Genomic DNA, 17,747 nt, shown 5'->3' with positions numbered 1-17,747 from the left:
ATCATCCCCGGGAAGTAGTACGGGTACGGCCGCCGAAGCCGGCCAGGACGAGGAGCAGCACCCACGTCACGAGCAGGCTGAGCACGGACACGGCGACGGACAACTGGGCCTGCGAGCCGCTGACGTTGACGATCCACACGGCGAAGGGCCGGAAGCCCAGGAGCTGGGCCACGGTGAACTCGCCGAGCACCAGGGCCAGCGTGAGGAAGGAGGCGTTGAGCAGGGCGCCGCGCAGATTGGGCAGCACGGCCTGGACGAGGGCCTGCGGCCAGCCGGCACCGCAGCTGCGGGCGGCCTCCACGAGGGTGCGGATGTCGACGGCGCGGAGCCCGGCGTCCAGTGCCCGGTACACGAACGGCAGCGCCATCACGACGTAGGCCAGGACCAGGACGAAGGGGAAGTCCGGGTTCTGGATCGCCACGAAGGTCTCGAACAGCGGGGTGCGGGAGAGGTGGTCGGGCCCCCACTTGAGAACCGTGCCGAGGCCGGCGACGAACGCGATCGGCGGGACGACCAGCGGCAGCGAGCACACCACCTCGACGAACGGCCTGAGCCGGGGCGCGCCGAGCCGCAGCGCGACCATCGCGGGCACCATCAGCAGCAGGACGACGGCGATGGTGGCGAGGGCCAGCTCCAGCGAGAGCAGCAGGCTGGAGACGAAACCGTCGGTGGAGAAGATCTGTGTGTAGGCGTCGAAGGTGATCCCCTGGCCGGGCACGTCGACGGTGAAGACGACGGACGCGGCGAGCGGCACCAGGAAGTACAGCCCGGCGAGGCCGAGCACGCCCCACCGCCACAGGTTCAGGCGAGCCATCGCGCACTCCTCCGCTGCAGGGGCAGGTACACGGCCATGACCAGGCCCGCGACCAGGACCATGTCGAGGCTGAGGGCGAGCGCCACGTTCTCCTGGCCGACGAGCACGTTGCCGGAGATCGCGTCGGCGATCTGGAGGGTGACCAGCGGGATGGAGCTGCCCACCATCGCGGCGGCGGTGGCGTACGCGGCGAAGGCGCTGCCGAAGAGCAGCACGAACCCGCCGAGAAGTGTGGGCAGCAGGACGGGCAGGGCGACAAAGCGCCAGTACTGCACGCCCGTTGCCCCGTTGTTCTGCGCCGCCTCGCGCCACTGGGTGCGCAGCCCGTCCAGGGCGGGAGTGATCGTGAGCACCATGAGCGGGATCAGGAAGTACAGGTAGACGATGACGAGGCCCCAGAAGCTGTAGAGGTCCCAGCCCTTGTCCGTGAGGCCCAGCTGCCGGGTCAGCACGCCGGCGTTGCCGAGCGTGGCGACGAAGGCGAAGGCCAGCGGGACTCCACCGAAGTTGGCCAGGACCCCGGACGCGGTGAGCACCGCCTCGCGCAGCCCGCGGAAGCGGGAGGACACCACGGCCTGGGCCAGCGGCAGACCGAAAGCAGTCGCCAGGGCGGCGGACACGGCCGACAGCTTCACGCTGCCGAGCAGCGCGGTGAGATACGCGCCCTTGAGGGAGGCCGTCAGATTGTCGACGGTGTACGAAGTCGCTCCGGTGGCCGGGTCCTTGGCGGTGAACGCGCCGTCCAGCATGGCGATCGCGGGCAGCCCGAAGGCGACCGCGACGAACGCGAGCAGCGGGACGACGGCGATCCAGCCGAGGGACCGGCGCCGCCGCTTCACCTGAGCGGCGGGCGCCGTGTCCACCCGTACGGCGGTGGCCGTCATCCGGAGACGGCCTTCGCCCAGCCCTGTCCGAGGACCGTCTTGGCCTTGTCCTGCTGGGCCTCGGTCGGGAAGGACGGGGTTCCGGAGACCTTGGGCAGCTTGGCGGCGGCCGTCTTGTCGAGGGTGCCGGCCTTCTCCATGGCGGTCATCAGGGCCGGGCGGGCGTATCCCTTGAGCCACAGGTTCTGGCCCTCGGTGCTGTAGAGGTACTCCTGCCACAGGCGGGCGGCCGCGGGGTGCGGCGCGTCCTTGTTGACGGCCTGGGAGTAGTACTGCGAGAACTGGCCGTCGCTGGGCACCGACACCTTCCAGTCGACGCCCTTGGACTTGAACTCGTCGGCGTACCCGGCGTTCAGGTAGTCCCAGTCGATGCTGATCGGCGTCTCGCCCTTCTCGACGGTGGCCGGGGTCGACTCGACGGGTGTGTAGTTGCCGTTCTTCTTGATCTTGGCGAAGAAGTCGAGGCCGGGCTGGATGTCGTCGAAGGAACCGCCGCTGGCGAGCGAGGCCGCGTAGACGCCGCCGAAGGCCGAACCGGACTTGGTGGGGTTGCCGTTGAGGGCGACCTGGCCCCTGTACTGCGGCTTGAGCAGGTCGGCGAAGGTGGTGGGGCAGGTCTTGACCCGCTTCGCGTCGCAGCCGATGGAGATGTAGCCGCCGTAGTCGTTGTACCAGCGGGCCTGCGGGTCCTTCTGCCCGGTGGGGATGTCGCCGTAGGACGCCACCTTGTACGGCGCGAGCAGGCCCTGCTGGGCGGCGCTGAGGGCGAAGGAGCTGCCGAGGTCGAGGACGTCGGGCGCCCGGGTCTGCCCCTTGCGCGAGGTCACGGCGTTGATCTCGTCCTGGCTGGAGCCGTCGGGGTTCTCGACGGAGACCTTGATGCCGTACTTCTTCGTGAAGCCGTCGATGAGGGCACCGTAGTTGGCCCAGTCGCGGGGCAGCGCGATGGCGTTGAGCGTGCCCTCCTTCTTCGCCGCGGCGACCAGCTTGTCCATACCGCCGAAGTCGGCGGCCGAGGTGGCGGTGGCGGCGTTCTTGCCGTCGGCGGTGGTCGACGCGTTGTCGGGAGCTGCGCCGCACGCGCTCAGGGCGAGGGCGGCGAGGACACCGAGGGCGGCTGTTCTCGGGAGGGACACGGTCACGGCTTCTCCAGGGGACGCGCGAGGGTGCAGGAGCCAAGAGGGATAACTTGTCTGAACAAGTTGGCCTCAGTAAGGCTGCCGCTGGTGTCGCGCCGGTAAACACTGGCGAAACGCTGACCCCGAATTCCCGCACAATCTGAGCCCTCTCCGGATGCCACGGAATGTCGACTACCCTGGTCACGCTGTGCACAGAGACCGACTCAGAGGGGAAGCATGGGGGCGCGACACGAGGAGATCGCCGACGAACTGCGTCGGGCGATCGACCGCGAGGAGTACACCGTCGGCAGTCTGCTGCCCGCCGAGACGGAACTCGCGGCGCACTACGGCGTCTCGCGCGGGACGGTCCGCCAGGCGGTCGCGGCGCTGACCACGGAGGGCCTGATCGGCTCCCGGCAGGGGGCCCGTCGCGTGGTCCTGGCCAGCCGTCGCAGCCAGAGCTTCGCGGAGCTCAGGAGTTTCGCCGAATGGGCCCGCGCGATGGGCCGTGCGGCGACCGGCCGGGTGGTGGCACAGGAGTACCGGCCGGCCACGAAGGAGGACTCGGTGCGCCTCCAACTGGCCATGGGTACACCGGTGTTGCATGTCCTACGGGTGCGCGGACTGGACGGCGAACCGGTGTTGCTGGAGCGGACGGTGTACGCCGACTGGATCTCCCCGACCGTCGAGTCCATCGAGCCCGAGTGCCCTTCGGTCACCCAACGCCTGTACGACGACACGGGGTTGGTCTTCGCCTACGGGGAACACGTCATCGACGCCGTGGCGGCGGGAGCGCAGGACGCGGAGCTGCTGGAAGTCCGCCGCACGAGCCCGCTGCTGAGGGTCCGCCGGGTGACCACCACCCGTGAAGGACGCCCGGTCGAGTGGTCGGACGACCGCTACCGTTCGGACGCGGTGAGCTTCAGCGTGCACAACTCGATCGGCAACAACGCGCTGGCGCGGAAGACAGCGGAGTAGGGTTCCCGCCCGAGAGGAGGTTCCGTTGGACATCGGTATGTTGCCTCCGGTCGACGAGCATGCGGTGATCGCCTCGGCGACGGCCGTCGAGGTCTGGGATGCGCTCGGCGAGACCCTGGAACAGTCCTTCGGCCGACCCCGCTCCACCCGCTACGCCCGTCTCGTCGGAGTCGCCGACCGTACGGCGTCCGGGCCCCGGCCCCTCGCCGCGGGGTCGGTCTTCCCCGGGTTCCGGGTGGCCCACGCGGCCCGGGGACGGGAGCTGGTCCTCGTCGGACGACACCACTTCTCGACGTACGCCCTGGTCTTCCGCCTGGAGGAGGCCACCCCGGGGCGCACCCGGCTGCGGGCCGAGACCCGGGCCCGGTTTCCCGGACCAGGCGGTGCCCTCTACCGGCTGCTGGTCATCTCCTCCGGCGCGCACGCCCTGCTCACCGGGCGGCTGCTGGCGGCGGTCCGGCGCCGTGCCGAGCAGGTCAGGTAGGCGAGCCCGAGGAGAAGCGGCGCAGCAACGGGGAGAGAACCAGGACCGACTTGGTGCGCTCCACGAACGGCTCCCCCGCGATCCGCTCCAGGACCCGTTCGAAGTGCCGCATGTCGGAGGCGAAGACCTGGACGACCGCGTCGGCCTCTCCGGTGACGGTGGAGGCGGCCACCACCTCCTGGTAGCGCTCCAGACCCCGCTGGATGGTCTCCGGGGAGGTGTTGCGCCGGCAGTAGATCTCGACGAACCCCTCGGTCTCCCAGCCGAGGGCCGCCGGATCCACCCGTACGGTGAATCCGGTGATGGCCCCGGTGGCGCGCAGCCGGTCCACGCGGCGTTTCACGGCGGGCGCGGACAGGCCGACGATCTGCCCGATGTCCGCGTAGGAGCGGCGGGCGTCCTCGGCGAGGGCGTGCACGATGCGTTCGTCGAGATCGTTCAGCACGGTGGGTGGATCAGCCTTCGGGTGTTGCGAGTCGGGAACGGCGATGGCCGTACAGGAAGTAGAACACGAGCCCCACGGCCATCCAGACGCCGAAGACCACCCAGGTGACGGTGCACAGGCTGCCCATCATCCAGACGCAGAAGCCGAAGCCCAGCGCCGGGAAGACCGGCGAGAGCGGGACGCGGAAGGTGCGGGGCATGTCGGGGCGGGTCCGGCGCAGCACCACGACGGCGATGTTGACCAGGGCGAAGGCGAAGAGCGTGCCGATGCTGGTGGCGTCCGCGAGTTGGCCGAGCGGGATGGCCGCCGCCAGCACCCCGCAGAACAGGGACACGATCACCGTGTTCGCCCGGGGCGCGCCGGTCTTCGGGTGGACCCGGCCGAACACCTTCGGTGCGAGTCCGTCCCGGGACATCGCGAACAGGATGCGGGTCTGGCCGTAGAGCACGGTCAGGACGACGCTCGCGATGGCGATGACCGCGCAGAACGCCAGCAGGGTGCCCCAGAAGCTCTGCCCGGTGACCTCGCGCATGATCTGGGCGAGGGCGGCCTCGGAGTCGTTGAAGTGCCGCCAGGGCTTCGCGCCCACCGCGACGGCGGCGACCAGCACGTACAGCGCGGTCACGATGACCAGCGACAGCATGATCGCGCGGGGCAGGTCGCGCTGGGCGTTCTTCGCCTCCTCACCGGCCGTGGAAGCGGCGTCGAAGCCGATGTACGAGAAGAAGAGCGTGGCACCGGCCGCGCTGACCCCGGCCATCCCCAGCGGCATGAAGTGCGCGTAGTTGCCGGAGCGGAAGCCCTGGATGCCGATCGCGCAGAACAGCACCAGCGCGGCGATCTTCACGACGACCATGACGGTGTTGGCGCGGGCGGACTCGCGGGCCCCGCCCAGCAGGAAGGCCATGGCGAGCAGGACGACGATCAGCGCCGGGAGGTTGAAGACACCGCCGTCGCCGGGCGGGGCGGACAGCGCGTCCGGGACGGTGAAACCGATGGTCCCGTCGAGGAGCTCGTTCAGGTATTCGCCCCAGCCGACGGCCACGGCGGCGACCGAGACGCCGTACTCCAGGACCAGGCACCAGCCGCAGATCCAGGCGATCAGTTCGCCCATGGTTGCGTACGCGTACGAGTACGAGGACCCGGCGACCGGGATGGTGCCCGCGAGCTCGGCGTAGGAGATGGCCGAGAAGAGGGCCGTGAGGCCGGCGATCACGAAGGAGAGCGTGACGGCGGGACCTGCCTTCGGCACGGCCTCGCCCAGCACGACGAAAATGCCGGTGCCGAGGGTGGCGCCGATGCTGATCATCGTCAGCTGCCACAGTCCGAGGGAGCGCCTGAGGGCCCCTCCCTCGCCCTGGCCGCCCTCCGCGACCAGGCGTTCCACGGGTTTGCGCCGCATGAGACGCGCGCCGAGCCCCGGGGACGTGGGGGCTTCTTGGGTGCGGTGGTGCGTGGGTGCACCTTGGTCGAGCACGCGCTGACTCCTTCGTCGCTGCAGGTGAGTACAGCGCAGCACCCTACGAGCCCGGACGTCACAGTCGTAATGCAGCAACCTTGCACGCAGTCGCAAGATCGTTGCGTTCCGGGCCGATGGGCGGGCGTTCGTTGCGCGTGCCCCCGCCCGGCACCCGTCAGCCCTCGTCAGCGGTCCTCCGGCTCCCCGGCCACGGCCCTCGCCTCGGCCACGTCCGCCTCGTCGAACCCCATCTGGCCGGGCTTGCCGTACGCCTCCCGCTGGGCGTCGATCCACCGTGTGTGGGCCTCCCACGCGGCCTGCTTGCTGGTGCCCGTCGCGGCCCCGATCTGCGACCAGGAGGCGCCGGCCTCGCGGGCCGCGCGCACGGTCAGCTGACGGCCGTAGGACGCCTTGCGGGCCACGACCTCGCTCAGGGCGAGGAGTTCGAGCAGTTCGGCCCGGTCGGGGGTGTCCGTGGCCCCGCCCAGCGCCTCCCGCATGCGCAGCTCGTCGAGCCGGGAGACGGCGGTCAGCAGGGTGTACTGCGGCTCGATGCTCTCGGGTGTCGTCATGCCCCCAGGCTTGCGTCAAGCAGGCTTGACGTCAAGGTGGCCTGACGAGAGTTCTCGGACGAGGAACGTGCAGGCGTCGACACACTCACGGGTCGTGCCGTCGTGGTCCTGGTACGAGTAGCGGTCCAGGTAGTTCGTCACCGGCCGGTAGCCGAGCCGTGCGTACAGGCCCGCCGCGCGCGGGTTGTCCTGCCCGACCCCGATGCCCACGGTCGTCAGACCCCGCTCCCGGGCCAGTTCCTCGGCGGCCCGGATCAGCGCGGTGCCGATCCCGCGTGAGCGCAGGTCCTCGGGCCAGACCGCGAGGCCGCCGATCTCGGGGCAGTCCTGGGCGACCTCGGGTGCGGCACACCCGATCCAGCGCATCTCCGCGTGCCCCACGGGCCGCCCCCGCAGCCAGGCGACGAGATACGTGCACTCCCCCGCCTCCTGCCGCGCGAACCGCCGGGCGTGGAAGGACGTGGCTCCGGGCGATCCCATGTACCGGTCCAGCAGCGCGACATCGCCGCTCCGGCAGACGCTGATCTCCATACGACGACCGTACGGACCGGGAAGGCGGACGGCCCCCGATTTTCAGGCGGGGGCTCTGCACAACGGCCGGACTCAGCTCCAGCTGGCGTGCAGCGGCTTGCCCTCGGCGTAGCCGGCCGCGCTCTGGATACCGACGACGGCCTTCTCGGCGAACTCCTCCAGGGAGCCCGCACCGGCGTAGGTGCAGGAGGAGCGGACGCCCGCGATGATCGAGTCGATCAGGTCCTCGACACCCGGGCGGGCCGGGTCGAGGAACATCCGGGAGGTGGAGATGCCCTCCTCGAACAGCGCCTTGCGGGCCCGGTCGTACGCCGACTCCTCCGACGTACGGTTGCGCACCGCCCGCGCGGACGCCATGCCGAAGGACTCCTTGTAGAGCCGTCCGCTGGCATCCTGCTGGAGGTCGCCCGGCGACTCGTAGGTGCCCGCGAACCAGGACCCGATCATCACGTTGGACGCGCCGGCGGCCAGCGCCATGGCGACGTCGCGCGGGTGCCGGACACCGCCGTCGGCCCACACGTGCTTGCCGTACTTCCGCGCCTCGGCCGCGCACTCCAGGACCGCCGAGAACTGCGGCCGGCCGACGCCGGTCATCATGCGCGTGGTGCACATGGCGCCGGGCCCCACACCGACCTTGACGATGTCCGCGCCGGCCTCGATCAGGTCCCGCACACCCTCGGCGGCCACGATGTTGCCTGCCACGATCGGGACCTGCGGGTCGAGCGCCCTCACCGTCCTGATCGCGGTGATCATCGACTCCTGGTGGCCGTGCGCGGTGTCGATGACGAGGGTGTCGACGCCCGCGTCGAGCAGCTGCTTGGCCTTCTCCGCGAAGTCGCCGTTGACGCCCACGGCGGCGGCGATGCGCAGCTTGCCGTTCGCGTCGACGGCCGGGGTGTACAGCGTGGCCCGCAGGGCGCCCTTGCGGGTGAGGATGCCGGCGAGGCGGCCTTCCCGGTCGACGGCGGGGGCGTAACGGCGGTTGGCCGCGTCGAGGCGGTTGAAGGCCTCACGGGGGTCGATGTCCGCGTCGAGGAGCAGCAGATCGCGCGACATGACTTCGGCGAGCTGCGTGAATCGGTCGACCCCGGTCAGGTCCCGGTCGGTGACGACACCGACGGGCCGGCCGTCCTCGTCGACGACCACACCGGCGTTGTGCGCGCGCTTGGGCAGCAGGGCCAGCGCGTCGGCGACGGTCTGGTGCGGGGCCAGCACGATCGGGGTGTCCAGGACGTGGTGGCGGCTCTTCACCCAGGAGACGACCTCGGTGACGACCTCGATCGGGATGTCCTGCGGGATCACCACGAGGCCACCGCGGCGGGCCATGGTCTCCGCCATGCGACGCCCGGCGATGGCGGTCATGTTGGCGACGACCAGCGGGATCGTGGTGCCCGTGCCGTCCGGGGAGCTGAGGTCCACGCCCTGCCGCGAGCCGACGGCGCTACGGCTCGGGACCATGAAGACGTCGTCGTACGTCAGGTCGTACGGGGGCTGGATGTCGTTGAGGAAACGCACGTGCTGCACATCCCAGTCGATCGGAGGCGGCCCCCGGACAGGACAGCCAGGGGGAAAGAGCACGTACTTCATTGTCCCATGCCGGGCGGAACGCCACCCAAGGGCGAATCGTCCAGACCGGCCGGAGGGGCCTTAGGACGAACCTCCAAGAGCGAGCGCCACGGTGAGGGCGGACGCCTGCGAGAACACCTCGCGCGCGGTCGCCCACTCGTCCGGCCGCGCCCCGGCGTACCGGTCCCAGTTCCGTACGACGACGACGGTCTCCTCTTCGCCGGCGTCCTCGGAGCCGTCCCCGGACCACAGGCCCGGGTCGGACAGGACGTCGGCCAGCGCGTCCCAGTTGCTGCCGAACCAGTCCGGCAGCCGCAGGTCCCGGACGCAGCGGTCCATCAGGCCCGCCTTGTCCGCGACCCCGTCGAGGTCCAGCGTGACCACGCGTGCCGTCATCTCAGTACCGCCCTGAACGAGTCGTAGTGATCATCGGTGTAGTAGATCTCCCCGCCCTGCCCGGTGACGATGCGCCGGGCCCCGCGATCGCGCGAGCCCGGCGTGGGGACGGTGTACTCGTGGTAGTAACCGCGCTGGTGCGCGGGCAGCAGCCGCTCGAAGTTCCCGAACACCGAGCCGTCCTTGGCGTACGGGAACGGCCCGCCCCTGTCGATGAGTTCGAGGGTCTGCCGGGCCTCGGCCGGGAGCTTCGACTCCTGGACGGTGGCCGGGCCGCCGCCCCGCGAGGGATCGTGGTCGGTGGCCGAACACCCCGTCAGGACCAGGACACACAGGAGCATTCGGGAGACGAACCGCAGCAGCATGCGCCCGATGCTGCCACGGCCGTCCCGCATGACCTTCCGTCAGGGCCCGTCCGGGTCCGACCTGTTGAGTGCCGGCTTCGGAGTCGTCCCCGCCGTCATCAGGTAGTCCGCGGCGGAGGTGTCCGTCACCAGGCTGGTGACGAGTCCGGACCGCAGCACCGCGTCGATCGCCGCCGCCTTGCGCTGTCCCCCGGCGATCGCGACGACCTCGGGGATACGGCGGAGCTGGTCGGCCTTGACGGTGATGCACCGCTCGCCCAGGTCCCGCCCGACCCTGCGCCCCTCCGCGTCGAAGAGGTGCGCGGACATCTCGGCGGCGACCCCGAGCGAGGCGTAGTGGCCGCGCTCCTCGTCGCTGAGCATGTCGTGCACCGTCGAGATGCCCGGCTCCCAGGAACCGATGGAGACACAGGCGACCGTGACCTTGTCGAAGTACTCGAAGGCCCGGGCGATCCCTGTCTGGTTGCGCAACGCGGCCGCGGTGGCCGCGTCCGGCAGCAGCATCGGCGCGTAGATGGGGTGGGCGTCCCCGCCGGACACCTGGGCGGCCCGCCGCACCGCCTCCACCGAACCGCGCTCGGCGGTCCCGGCGTCGTAGACACCCGTCAACTGCACCACCGTGCACGGTGGCAGCCGGTCGAGGGCGGCCGCCATGTGGATGGTGGAACGACCCCAGGCCAGGCCCAGGATGTCGCCCTCGTCGACCAGTTCGCCGAGCAGGTCGGCGGCCACTTCTCCCAGGTTCTCGGGGTCGGGCGAGTCCTGGGCCTCGGCCGGGGACTCGACCACGACGGCGTGCCTGAGGCCGTAGCGGGCGCGGAGCGCGTCTGAGCGCTCGGCGTCCAGCTCGGCCGGCACACGGATCTCGATGCGTACGAGATCCCGTTCGAGAGCGGTCTCCAGGACCCGGGCCACCTTGAAGCGGCTGACGCCGAACTCCTCCGCGATCTGGATCTTGGACTTGCCCTCGAGGTAGAAGCGGCGGGCCATGGCCGCCGCCTGCACCAGCTCAGCGGGTCCCATCCGCATGGCTGACCGGCCAGCCGACATACCCGACACGGCGATCTCCTCACTGCTGTTCACACTCTGGATTCGCCGTTCATCCTTGCAGATCCGGCGCACTTGATCAGCCCTGATCGAAGCCGTTCACGTTCCCTTGGCTCAGTGGTCGCACGCCCACGAAGCCTTAGCGGTCGCCCCCTCCGCCTGGTTGCGCAATACACGTACCGCCTCGGCGGGGTCGGACGCCCCGTAGACCGCGGACCCGGCGACGAAGACATCGGCGCCCGCGTCCGCGCAGCGCTCGATGGTGGCGGCCGAGACGCCACCGTCGACCTGGAGCCACAGCTCAAGCCCGTGCTTGCTGATCAACTCGCGGGTCCGGCGAATCTTCGGGAGCATGATGTCGAGGAAGGCCTGTCCCCCGAAACCGGGTTCGACCGTCATGATCAGCAGCATGTCGAGCTCGGGGAGCAGGTCCTCGTACGGCTCGATGGGCGTCGCGGGCTTCAGCGCCATGGAGGCGCGGGCGCCCTTGGCCCGGATCTCCCGGGCGAGCCGGACCGGAGCGGCGGCAGCCTCCACATGGAAGGTGACGGAGGAAGCCCCCGCCTCTACGTACTGGGGCGCCCAGCGATCGGGGGCCTCGATCATCAGATGGCAGTCCAGCGGGGTGTCCGTCGCACGGGCCAGAGACTCTACGACCGGCACCCCGAGCGTGAGGTTCGGGACGAAATGGTTGTCCATGACGTCTACGTGGAGCCAGTCGGCTCCCTCGACCGCCTTCGCCTCGTCCGCGAGGCGGGCGAAGTCGGCGGACAGGATGCTGGGATTGATCTGCGCGGCCATGCCCCAAGCCTCCCATGCCGGGGCGCGAAGGAGCGCGCCGGTCCAGACCTAAGCCGTTCATCGGATGTTGTGGACGACCTGTGCGTGTCATGCTGGGCGGCTGATCGGCTCGACTGGTGGCGCCGGGGGTGGCCATGACCGGGAATCGAGGCATCGCGCACGTCGTCTGCGGACGACGTGCCAAGTGGGTAGTGCTGGCGCTGTGGCTGGTGGTGCTGTTCCTGACGGCGCCCCTCGCCTCCAAGCTCACCGACGCCCAGGACAACGACGCGGCCTCCTGGCTGCCCGGCTCCGCGGAGTCGACCCAGGTCCTCCAGCTCTCCGAGGACTTCCGGCCGGAACAGATCCCCGCGGTCGTCGTCTACGCGCGCGAGAGCGGCCTCACACCGCAGGAGCGGGCCGCGATCGCCAAGGACACGGCCGAGATCAAACAGCTCACCGCACACGGCATCCGCGGCTCGGAGACCCGGGGCCCGATCTACGACCGGCAAAGCGACCCGCGCGCGGCCCAGATCCTCGTCCCGATCACCATGGACGAGAAGGGCTGGGAGGAGATCTCGCCCGCCGTCGACTCCATCCGTGACGTCGTGGGCAAGGGCGGCGACGGCCTCGCCGTGCACATCACCGGCCCCGGCGGCACGTCCGCGGACTTCTCCGAGGCCTTCGAGGGCATCGACTCGACTCTGCTGCTGTCGGCGATGGCCGTCGTCATCGTCATGCTGCTCATCACCTTCCGCAGCCCCACCCTGCTCCTGGTCCCGCTGCTCTCCGTGGTCGCCGCGCTGTTCACCGCGCAGGCCTTCATCTACCTGCTCGCCGAGCACGCGGGACTGACGGTCAACGGCCAGAGCGCGGGCATTCTGACCGTGCTCGTCTTCGGCGCGGGGACCGACTATGCCCTGTTGCTGGTCGCCCGCTACCGGGAGGAACTGCACCACCACGAGGACCGCCACGAGGCGATGGCCCTCGCCCTGCACCGCGCGGGCCCGGCAGTGCTCGCCTCCGGCGCGACCGTCGTCCTGAGCATGCTGGTCCTGCTGACCGCCGAGATGAACTCGACCCGGGGCCTCGGCCCGGTCGCCGCGATCGGTGTCGCGGTCGCCCTGCTGGCGATGACGACCCTGTTCCCGGCCCTGCTGGTGATCTTCGGCCGCTGGATCTTCTGGCCGGCCATCCCGCACTTCGGCGACCCCGACCGCATCGAGACCGGCCTCTGGGCCCGCGCCGGCCGCCGTATGGCCCTGCGCCCCCGGATGGTCTGGAGCGCCACGGCCGCGGCCCTCGTGATCTGCTCGCTCGGCCTGATCCAGCTGCGTGCCGAAGGCATCAGCAACGCGGACGCGTTCACCGGGAAACCGGACTCGATCACCGGCCAGGAGGTGTCCGCGCAGTACTTCCCGGCGGGCAGCGGCGATCCCCTGGTCGTCGTCAGCAACCAGGCCCAGGCACGGCAGGTCGGCGAGGCGGTCGCGGGAACCCGGGGAGTCGTGCCCACGTCCCTCGGCCTGCCACCGGGCACGAAACCGTCGCACGAGGGCAAGGTCCTCTTCGAGGCGACGATGACCGCCCCGGCCGACAGCGAGGCCGCAAAACAGACGGTGGAACGGGTCCGGGACGCCGTCCACGCCGTCCCGGACGCCGACGCCCAGGTAGGCGGCGGTACGGCCGCCCTGCTCGACATGGACAAGGCGACCACGCACGACAACATCCTGATCATCCCGCTGGTGCTCGCGGTCGTCCTGCTGATCCTGTGCGGCCTGCTGCGCGCCCTGATCGCCCCGCTGCTGCTGATCGGGACGGTGATCCTGTCCTTCGCGGCGGCCCTGGGCCTCAGCGCCCTGGCCTTCCGCCACGTGTTCGACTACGCGGGCGAGTCCACGGACTTCCCGCTGTTCGTCTTCGTCTTCCTGGTGGCCCTCGGCATCGACTACAACATCTTCCTGACCACCCGCATCCGCGAGGAGGCGGCCCACGGAGGCACCCGCGCGGGCGTGATCACGGGTCTGGCCGCGACCGGCGCCGTCATCACCTCCGCCGGCCTGGTCCTGGCCGGCACCTTCGCCGCCCTCGGCACCCTGCCGATGGTCGCCTTCGCGGAGATCGGCTTCACGGTGGCGCTGGGCGTCCTGCTGGACACGTTCATCGTGCGGTCGGTGCTGGTCACATCCCTGTTCCTGGACGTGGGCGAGAAGGTGTGGTGGCCCAGCAAACTGGCCAACGGTGGGCCGACCGCCCCAGAGGCGCGGGGAACTGCGCGACCGGCCACGACGGCGCGGCGGACACCCGACTAGATCACCCCGTCCTACGGATGACCGCCAGATACATCGCATCCGTGCCGTGCACATGCGGCCACAACTGAACGTCCGGCCCCTCCCCCAGCTCCGGCACGCCGGGGAACAACGGCCGCGCATCGACCAGTTCGGCGGACGGCCACTGTTTGAGCACGTCCTCCACCACGGCCCGCGTCTCCGCAAGGTGGGGCGAACAAGTGGCGTACCCGACGACCCCGCCGACCCGGACGGAGTCCAGTGCGGTGCTCAACAACTCCCGCTGCAACGGCCCGAACCCCTCCAGATCCTCGGGCCGACGCCGCCACCTTGCCTCCGGCCGACGCCGCAACGCCCCGAGTCCCGTGCACGGCACATCCATCAGCACCCGGTCGAAACTCCCCGGCTGCCACGGCGGCCGCGTCCCGTCCGCGGCGATGACCTGGTACGGCCCGGGATTCCCGGCGAGCGCCTTGGCGACGAGTCCGGCCCGGTGCGGCTGCTTCTCGGAGGCGAGCAGCATGGCCCCCCGCTCGGCGGCGAGTGCGGCGAGCAGCGCGGCCTTGCCACCGGGCCCCGCGCACCCGTCGAGCCACTTCTCGTCCCGGCCCTCGACAGGCGCGTTCGCGAGGGCCAGCGCGACAAGCTGACTCCCCTCGTCCTGCACCCCGGCCCGGCCTTCCCGTACGGCGTCGACGGCACCGGGCTCACCGCCCTCGGACAGCCGTACGGCATACGGCGACCAGCGCCCCGCCACAGCGGACTCCTCGCGGAGCAGTTCCTCGGCGGTGGACCGCCCCGGCCGGGCGACGAGGGTCACCTCGGGCCGCTCGTTGTCGGCCACCAGCAGCCGCTCGATGCCGGCTCGCCCGCCGCCGAGGGAGTCCCACAGCGCGGAGACGACCCAGCGGGGGTGGGAGTGGACGACGGCGAGATGGTCCTCGGGATCGTCGTCGTAGGGCGGAGCCACTTTGGCGATCCACCCGTCGAGGTCTTCCTGCGCGATCTTCCGCAGTACGGCGTTGACGAACTTGGCGCGTCCGTCACCGAGTACGACCCGCGCGAGTTCGACGGAGGCGGACACGGCGGCGTGCGTCGGGATGCGCGTCCCGAGCAGCTGATGCGCCCCGAGGCTCAGCACGTCGAGCACCGGCGGATCGACCTCGCGGAGCGGCCGGTCGACACACGCGGCGATGATCGCGTCGTACGTCCCCTGCCGGCGCAGTGTCCCGTACACGAGCTCAGTGGCGAGCGCAGCGTCCCGCGCCTCGAAGCCGCCCTTCTCCCGCGCTTTCCGCAACAGCGGCGGCAGGACGAGGTTGGCGTACGCGTCCCGCTCGTCCACGGCCCGCAGCGCCTCGAAGGCGAGGATGCGGACGGGGTCCTTCTGGGGCCGACGGTAGGGCTTGCCGGTTTTGTGGGGCCGACGGGGCTGGTCGCTCACGAAAAAGGTGCTCCGGGTTCAAGGTCTGGTGACGCCCCAAGCGTACGTCCGCGGGAGGCGACGTCACCGTTCGAGGCCCCGGCTGATCCCGAGGCGGGACATCACATGCCGGAGCCGGGCACGCACCCGATCCCACCGACCACCGCCATGCGGCGGAGCCAGGCCGCGGCACTCCGACAACGGGGACTCCGGCCTCCCGCCCGCACGACCTGCCGGACACAGGCACCCCGATGGGCCGGGCCACCGGCCGCCGACGCGACCACTCACCAAACCGCCGACCACCGCCGACCGGCCCCGGCACTCCCACAACCGACCCCCCGCGACCCAGGCCTCCTGCCCGCACGACCTGCAAAAGACTCGAGCATCCCCAGGACACACACCACCAGCCGCCGACGCGACCACCCACCGATCCGCCGACCACCGCCCACCGCCAGGAGCCCGGCCCCCGGCTTTCCGACGACCGACGCCACCCGACCGGCAGGCTCGCCTTCCGGCATCCCGCCCTCACGCTCGCCGTCCTGACCACGGTCGTCCGGCGCCACCGGACCGTGCCGGAGACCGGCGCCCTGCGACTCGTAGTCGCCGTCGCCAGCCAGGGACCGGCCACTGTCGGCAGCCCAGCCACGCCGTCGCCGGCGCGTCACCCGCCGAGGGTCTCCCCGTCCGAGATCCTGACGCCCCGCGCCCAGTCCGCGGCCTTCATCGGCTTCTTCCCCTGTGCCTGCACCCACAGCAGCTCGACGCCGTACGACCCGGTTCCGACGTGGACGCTGTTCTTGCCGACGGCGAGGGCGCCCGGGGCGAGATCCGTCCGGCCGGGAACCGGCTGGACCTGGATGAGCTTGAGCCGCTCGCCGCGGAAGGTCGTCCAGGCGCCGGGCGAGGGGTGACACCCCCGCACGATCCGGTCCACCCGCAGGGCAGGCGCGGTCCAGTCGACCCGCGCGTCCTCCACGGTGATCTTCGGCGCGACGGTGATGCCCTCCGACGGCTGCGGTACCGCCTTCAGCGTGCCGTCGGCGATGCCGTCCATGGTCGCGCCCAACAGCCCCGCACCGGCGAAGGCGAGCCGGGTCAGCAGGTCACCACTGGTGTCGGTGTGCCGGATCTCCTCCGTGACGGTGCCATAGACGGGCCCGGAGTCGAGCCCCTCCTCGATGAGGAAGGTCGAAGCTCCCGTGATCTCGTCGCCCGCCATGATCGAGTGCTGCACAGGAGCGGCCCCACGCCAGGCGGGCAGCAGCGAGAAGTGCAGGTTGACCCAGCCGTGGGCGGGGATGTCGAGGGCGACTCGGGGCAGAAGGGCGCCGTAGGCGACGACGGGGCAGCAGTCCGGGGCGATCTCACGAAGCCGCTCGAGGAACTCCGGATCCCGCGGCTTGACGGGCTTCAGCACCTCGATCCCCGCCTCCTCGGCCCGCTCCGCGACCGGGCTCGCGACCATCCTGCGCCCCCGCCCGGCCGGCGCGTCCGGCCGCGTGACGACGGCGGCGACCTCATGCCGCCCGGAGGCGATGAGAGCGTCCAGAGCGGGAACGGCGACCTCGGGGGTACCGGCGAAGACGAGCTTCATGGGTGGACAGGGCCTCTCGGACGGGGTGACTCGGACGGGTGATGACGGGCAGCGCACAATTCTATGGCGAGCACCGACCGCCGCACGGCCGGAGAGGGACCCCACCGGCGAGGCCCTGTTCCCGACCAAGGCGCGAACCCCCCCCACCCGGCGCACGCATATGCCGGTACGCCCCCACTGCGTGACCAGCGGAGCGTAAACGCGTTGGTCAAGAAAGAGTTGACCACAACGGGCCGCGATCACGGCCCCATCCTTTTTCAACGCCGGTTCGAGAGGCTTGTTCATGGCCGACCACGCAACTCACGACGCCCAGGCTCGGGCCAGCCTGCACTTGCTGGTGCGGGACATCGAGCGGGTCCGCCGGCAGGTGGACGCACTGCGCACCCTGACGGCCCAGTTGGGCAACGTCTACCGCCCGCGCCGCTCCGGCCCCTCCACGGGCTTCGTCGTCTACGGACGCGCCCCCGCCCCCACGGTCCGTCTCGCGCAGGAACTGCGGGACAGCGTCGAGACCCTGGTGACGGCCGCGGTCGACTTCGACCGCTCGCTCGGCTTCTCGTGGGACGCGGTGGGCTCCGCCCTCGGCGTCACCAAGCAGGCGGTCCACCGCCGTTACGGCGCCCGCCGCGCCGCGGCCCAGGCGACTGCCGACGCCGAGCGGGCCACGGAGACGTCGGGGGCCCGCACGGTCAGTGTCAACACCGGCATCCCCACGGTTCCGACGGTTCCGACGGTTCCCGCGGCCCGCTCCATGCCGACCCAGCCCACCGCGGGCAGCCCCACCCTCCGCGACGAGGCAAGACCCACCGCCTTCCCCAGCCCGCGCAACGGCTGACCCGCTCCCCCCTCTGCCCTCCCACCCCACGACCGGGAGGGCAGACGCATGTCCTCACCCACCCCGACCTGGGCGGAGCCCGTGCCCACCGCGGATCGCGGCGACCATATGCCTGCGACCACGATCGCGGCCCCCGCTGTCCCTGCGCACAGGCCGTCCGGCCCACCT

Annotated in this window: 18 protein-coding genes; 4 read left to right on the top strand and 14 right to left on the bottom strand. The window is 71.0% G+C overall.

Annotated elements, in window-relative coordinates; all coding sequences use genetic code 11:
• Position 1: 1 nt before the first annotated feature.
• Genes AQJ46_RS26630 through AQJ46_RS26620 form a run of 3 tightly spaced genes read right to left on the bottom strand, consistent with a single transcriptional unit; the run spans position 2 to position 2,840 of the window.
• The gene (locus tag AQJ46_RS26630; protein WP_059207982.1) at positions 2–814 is read right to left on the bottom strand and encodes an ABC transporter permease; all 813 of its coding nucleotides are present in this window, start codon (positions 812–814) and stop codon (positions 2–4) included.
• Positions 802–1,698, bottom strand: coding sequence for an ABC transporter permease (locus AQJ46_RS26625; RefSeq protein WP_059207981.1), 897 nt, complete (start codon positions 1,696–1,698; stop codon positions 802–804). The genes AQJ46_RS26630 and AQJ46_RS26625 overlap by 13 nt, the downstream gene beginning before the upstream one ends.
• On the bottom strand, positions 1,695–2,840 hold the full coding sequence (locus tag AQJ46_RS26620; RefSeq protein WP_059207980.1) for an ABC transporter substrate-binding protein: 1,146 nt from the start codon (positions 2,838–2,840) through the stop codon (positions 1,695–1,697). The genes AQJ46_RS26625 and AQJ46_RS26620 overlap by 4 nt, the downstream gene beginning before the upstream one ends.
• 213 nt (positions 2,841–3,053) lie before the next feature.
• Between AQJ46_RS26620 and AQJ46_RS26615 the strand changes: the two genes are divergently transcribed.
• Together AQJ46_RS26615 and AQJ46_RS26610 are read left to right on the top strand one after the other, a co-directional pair.
• Complete coding sequence (locus AQJ46_RS26615) at positions 3,054–3,794, top strand: GntR family transcriptional regulator (RefSeq protein ID WP_059207979.1); 741 nt, start codon at positions 3,054–3,056, stop codon at positions 3,792–3,794.
• A 25-nt stretch (positions 3,795–3,819) separates the two neighbouring features.
• The gene (locus AQJ46_RS26610; RefSeq protein ID WP_225887401.1) at positions 3,820–4,278 is read left to right on the top strand and encodes a hypothetical protein; all 459 of its coding nucleotides are present in this window, start codon (positions 3,820–3,822) and stop codon (positions 4,276–4,278) included.
• Here AQJ46_RS26610 and AQJ46_RS26605 read toward each other — a convergent pair.
• From AQJ46_RS26605 to rpe, 9 genes are all read right to left on the bottom strand, one after another.
• A complete protein-coding gene (locus tag AQJ46_RS26605; protein ID WP_007380661.1) occupies positions 4,271–4,723 on the bottom strand; it encodes an Lrp/AsnC family transcriptional regulator in 453 nt (150 codons plus the stop codon). The genes AQJ46_RS26610 and AQJ46_RS26605 overlap by 8 nt on opposite strands.
• A 10-nt stretch (positions 4,724–4,733) precedes the next feature.
• Positions 4,734–6,200, bottom strand: coding sequence for an amino acid permease (locus AQJ46_RS26600; RefSeq protein ID WP_059207978.1), 1,467 nt, complete (start codon positions 6,198–6,200; stop codon positions 4,734–4,736).
• 167 nt (positions 6,201–6,367) lie between these two features.
• The gene (locus AQJ46_RS26595) at positions 6,368–6,754 is read right to left on the bottom strand and encodes a hypothetical protein (protein ID WP_057614138.1); all 387 of its coding nucleotides are present in this window, start codon (positions 6,752–6,754) and stop codon (positions 6,368–6,370) included.
• A gap of 15 nt (positions 6,755–6,769) precedes the next feature.
• Positions 6,770–7,285, bottom strand: a complete 516-nt coding sequence (locus AQJ46_RS26590) for a GNAT family N-acetyltransferase (RefSeq protein ID WP_059207977.1) — start codon at positions 7,283–7,285, stop codon at positions 6,770–6,772.
• 72 nt (positions 7,286–7,357) lie between these two features.
• A complete protein-coding gene (locus tag AQJ46_RS26585) occupies positions 7,358–8,800 on the bottom strand; it encodes a GuaB1 family IMP dehydrogenase-related protein (protein ID WP_057614532.1) in 1,443 nt (480 codons plus the stop codon).
• Between the two features lie 132 nt (positions 8,801–8,932).
• The gene (locus AQJ46_RS26580) at positions 8,933–9,247 is read right to left on the bottom strand and encodes a barstar family protein (protein ID WP_059207976.1); all 315 of its coding nucleotides are present in this window, start codon (positions 9,245–9,247) and stop codon (positions 8,933–8,935) included.
• A complete protein-coding gene (locus AQJ46_RS26575; protein WP_059208053.1) occupies positions 9,244–9,612 on the bottom strand; it encodes a ribonuclease domain-containing protein in 369 nt (122 codons plus the stop codon). Before AQJ46_RS26575 ends, AQJ46_RS26580 begins: the two co-directional genes overlap by 4 nt.
• A gap of 39 nt (positions 9,613–9,651) precedes the next feature.
• Positions 9,652–10,695: a sugar-binding transcriptional regulator gene (locus tag AQJ46_RS26570; protein WP_059208052.1), complete on the bottom strand. Its 1,044-nt coding sequence runs from the start codon at positions 10,693–10,695 to the stop codon at positions 9,652–9,654.
• 78 nt (positions 10,696–10,773) lie between these two features.
• A complete protein-coding gene (gene rpe, locus AQJ46_RS26565; protein WP_057614142.1) occupies positions 10,774–11,460 on the bottom strand; it encodes a ribulose-phosphate 3-epimerase in 687 nt (228 codons plus the stop codon).
• Positions 11,461–11,594: 134 nt separating this feature from the next.
• Here rpe and AQJ46_RS26560 point away from each other — a divergent pair, with 134 nt between their 5' ends.
• Positions 11,595–13,751, top strand: a complete 2,157-nt coding sequence (locus AQJ46_RS26560) for an MMPL family transporter (RefSeq protein ID WP_059208051.1) — start codon at positions 11,595–11,597, stop codon at positions 13,749–13,751.
• A 1-nt stretch (position 13,752) separates the two neighbouring features.
• On the opposite strand, the gene AQJ46_RS26555 is transcribed toward AQJ46_RS26560, so the two are convergent.
• Positions 13,753–15,171, bottom strand: coding sequence for an RsmB/NOP family class I SAM-dependent RNA methyltransferase (locus AQJ46_RS26555; protein WP_059207975.1), 1,419 nt, complete (start codon positions 15,169–15,171; stop codon positions 13,753–13,755).
• Between the two features lie 640 nt (positions 15,172–15,811).
• Positions 15,812–16,744: a methionyl-tRNA formyltransferase gene (gene fmt / locus AQJ46_RS26550; RefSeq protein ID WP_059207974.1), complete on the bottom strand. Its 933-nt coding sequence runs from the start codon at positions 16,742–16,744 to the stop codon at positions 15,812–15,814.
• A gap of 283 nt (positions 16,745–17,027) precedes the next feature.
• On the opposite strand from fmt, the gene AQJ46_RS26545 reads away from it, so the two are divergent.
• Positions 17,028–17,579, top strand: coding sequence for a hypothetical protein (locus AQJ46_RS26545; protein ID WP_059207973.1), 552 nt, complete (start codon positions 17,028–17,030; stop codon positions 17,577–17,579).
• Positions 17,580–17,747: the final 168 nt, after the last annotated feature.

It is taken from the genome of Streptomyces canus (assembly GCF_001514145.1).
GTDB classification, from domain to species: domain Bacteria; phylum Actinomycetota; class Actinomycetes; order Streptomycetales; family Streptomycetaceae; genus Streptomyces; species Streptomyces canus.
This window is presented reverse-complemented; position numbering and strand designations above follow the sequence as displayed.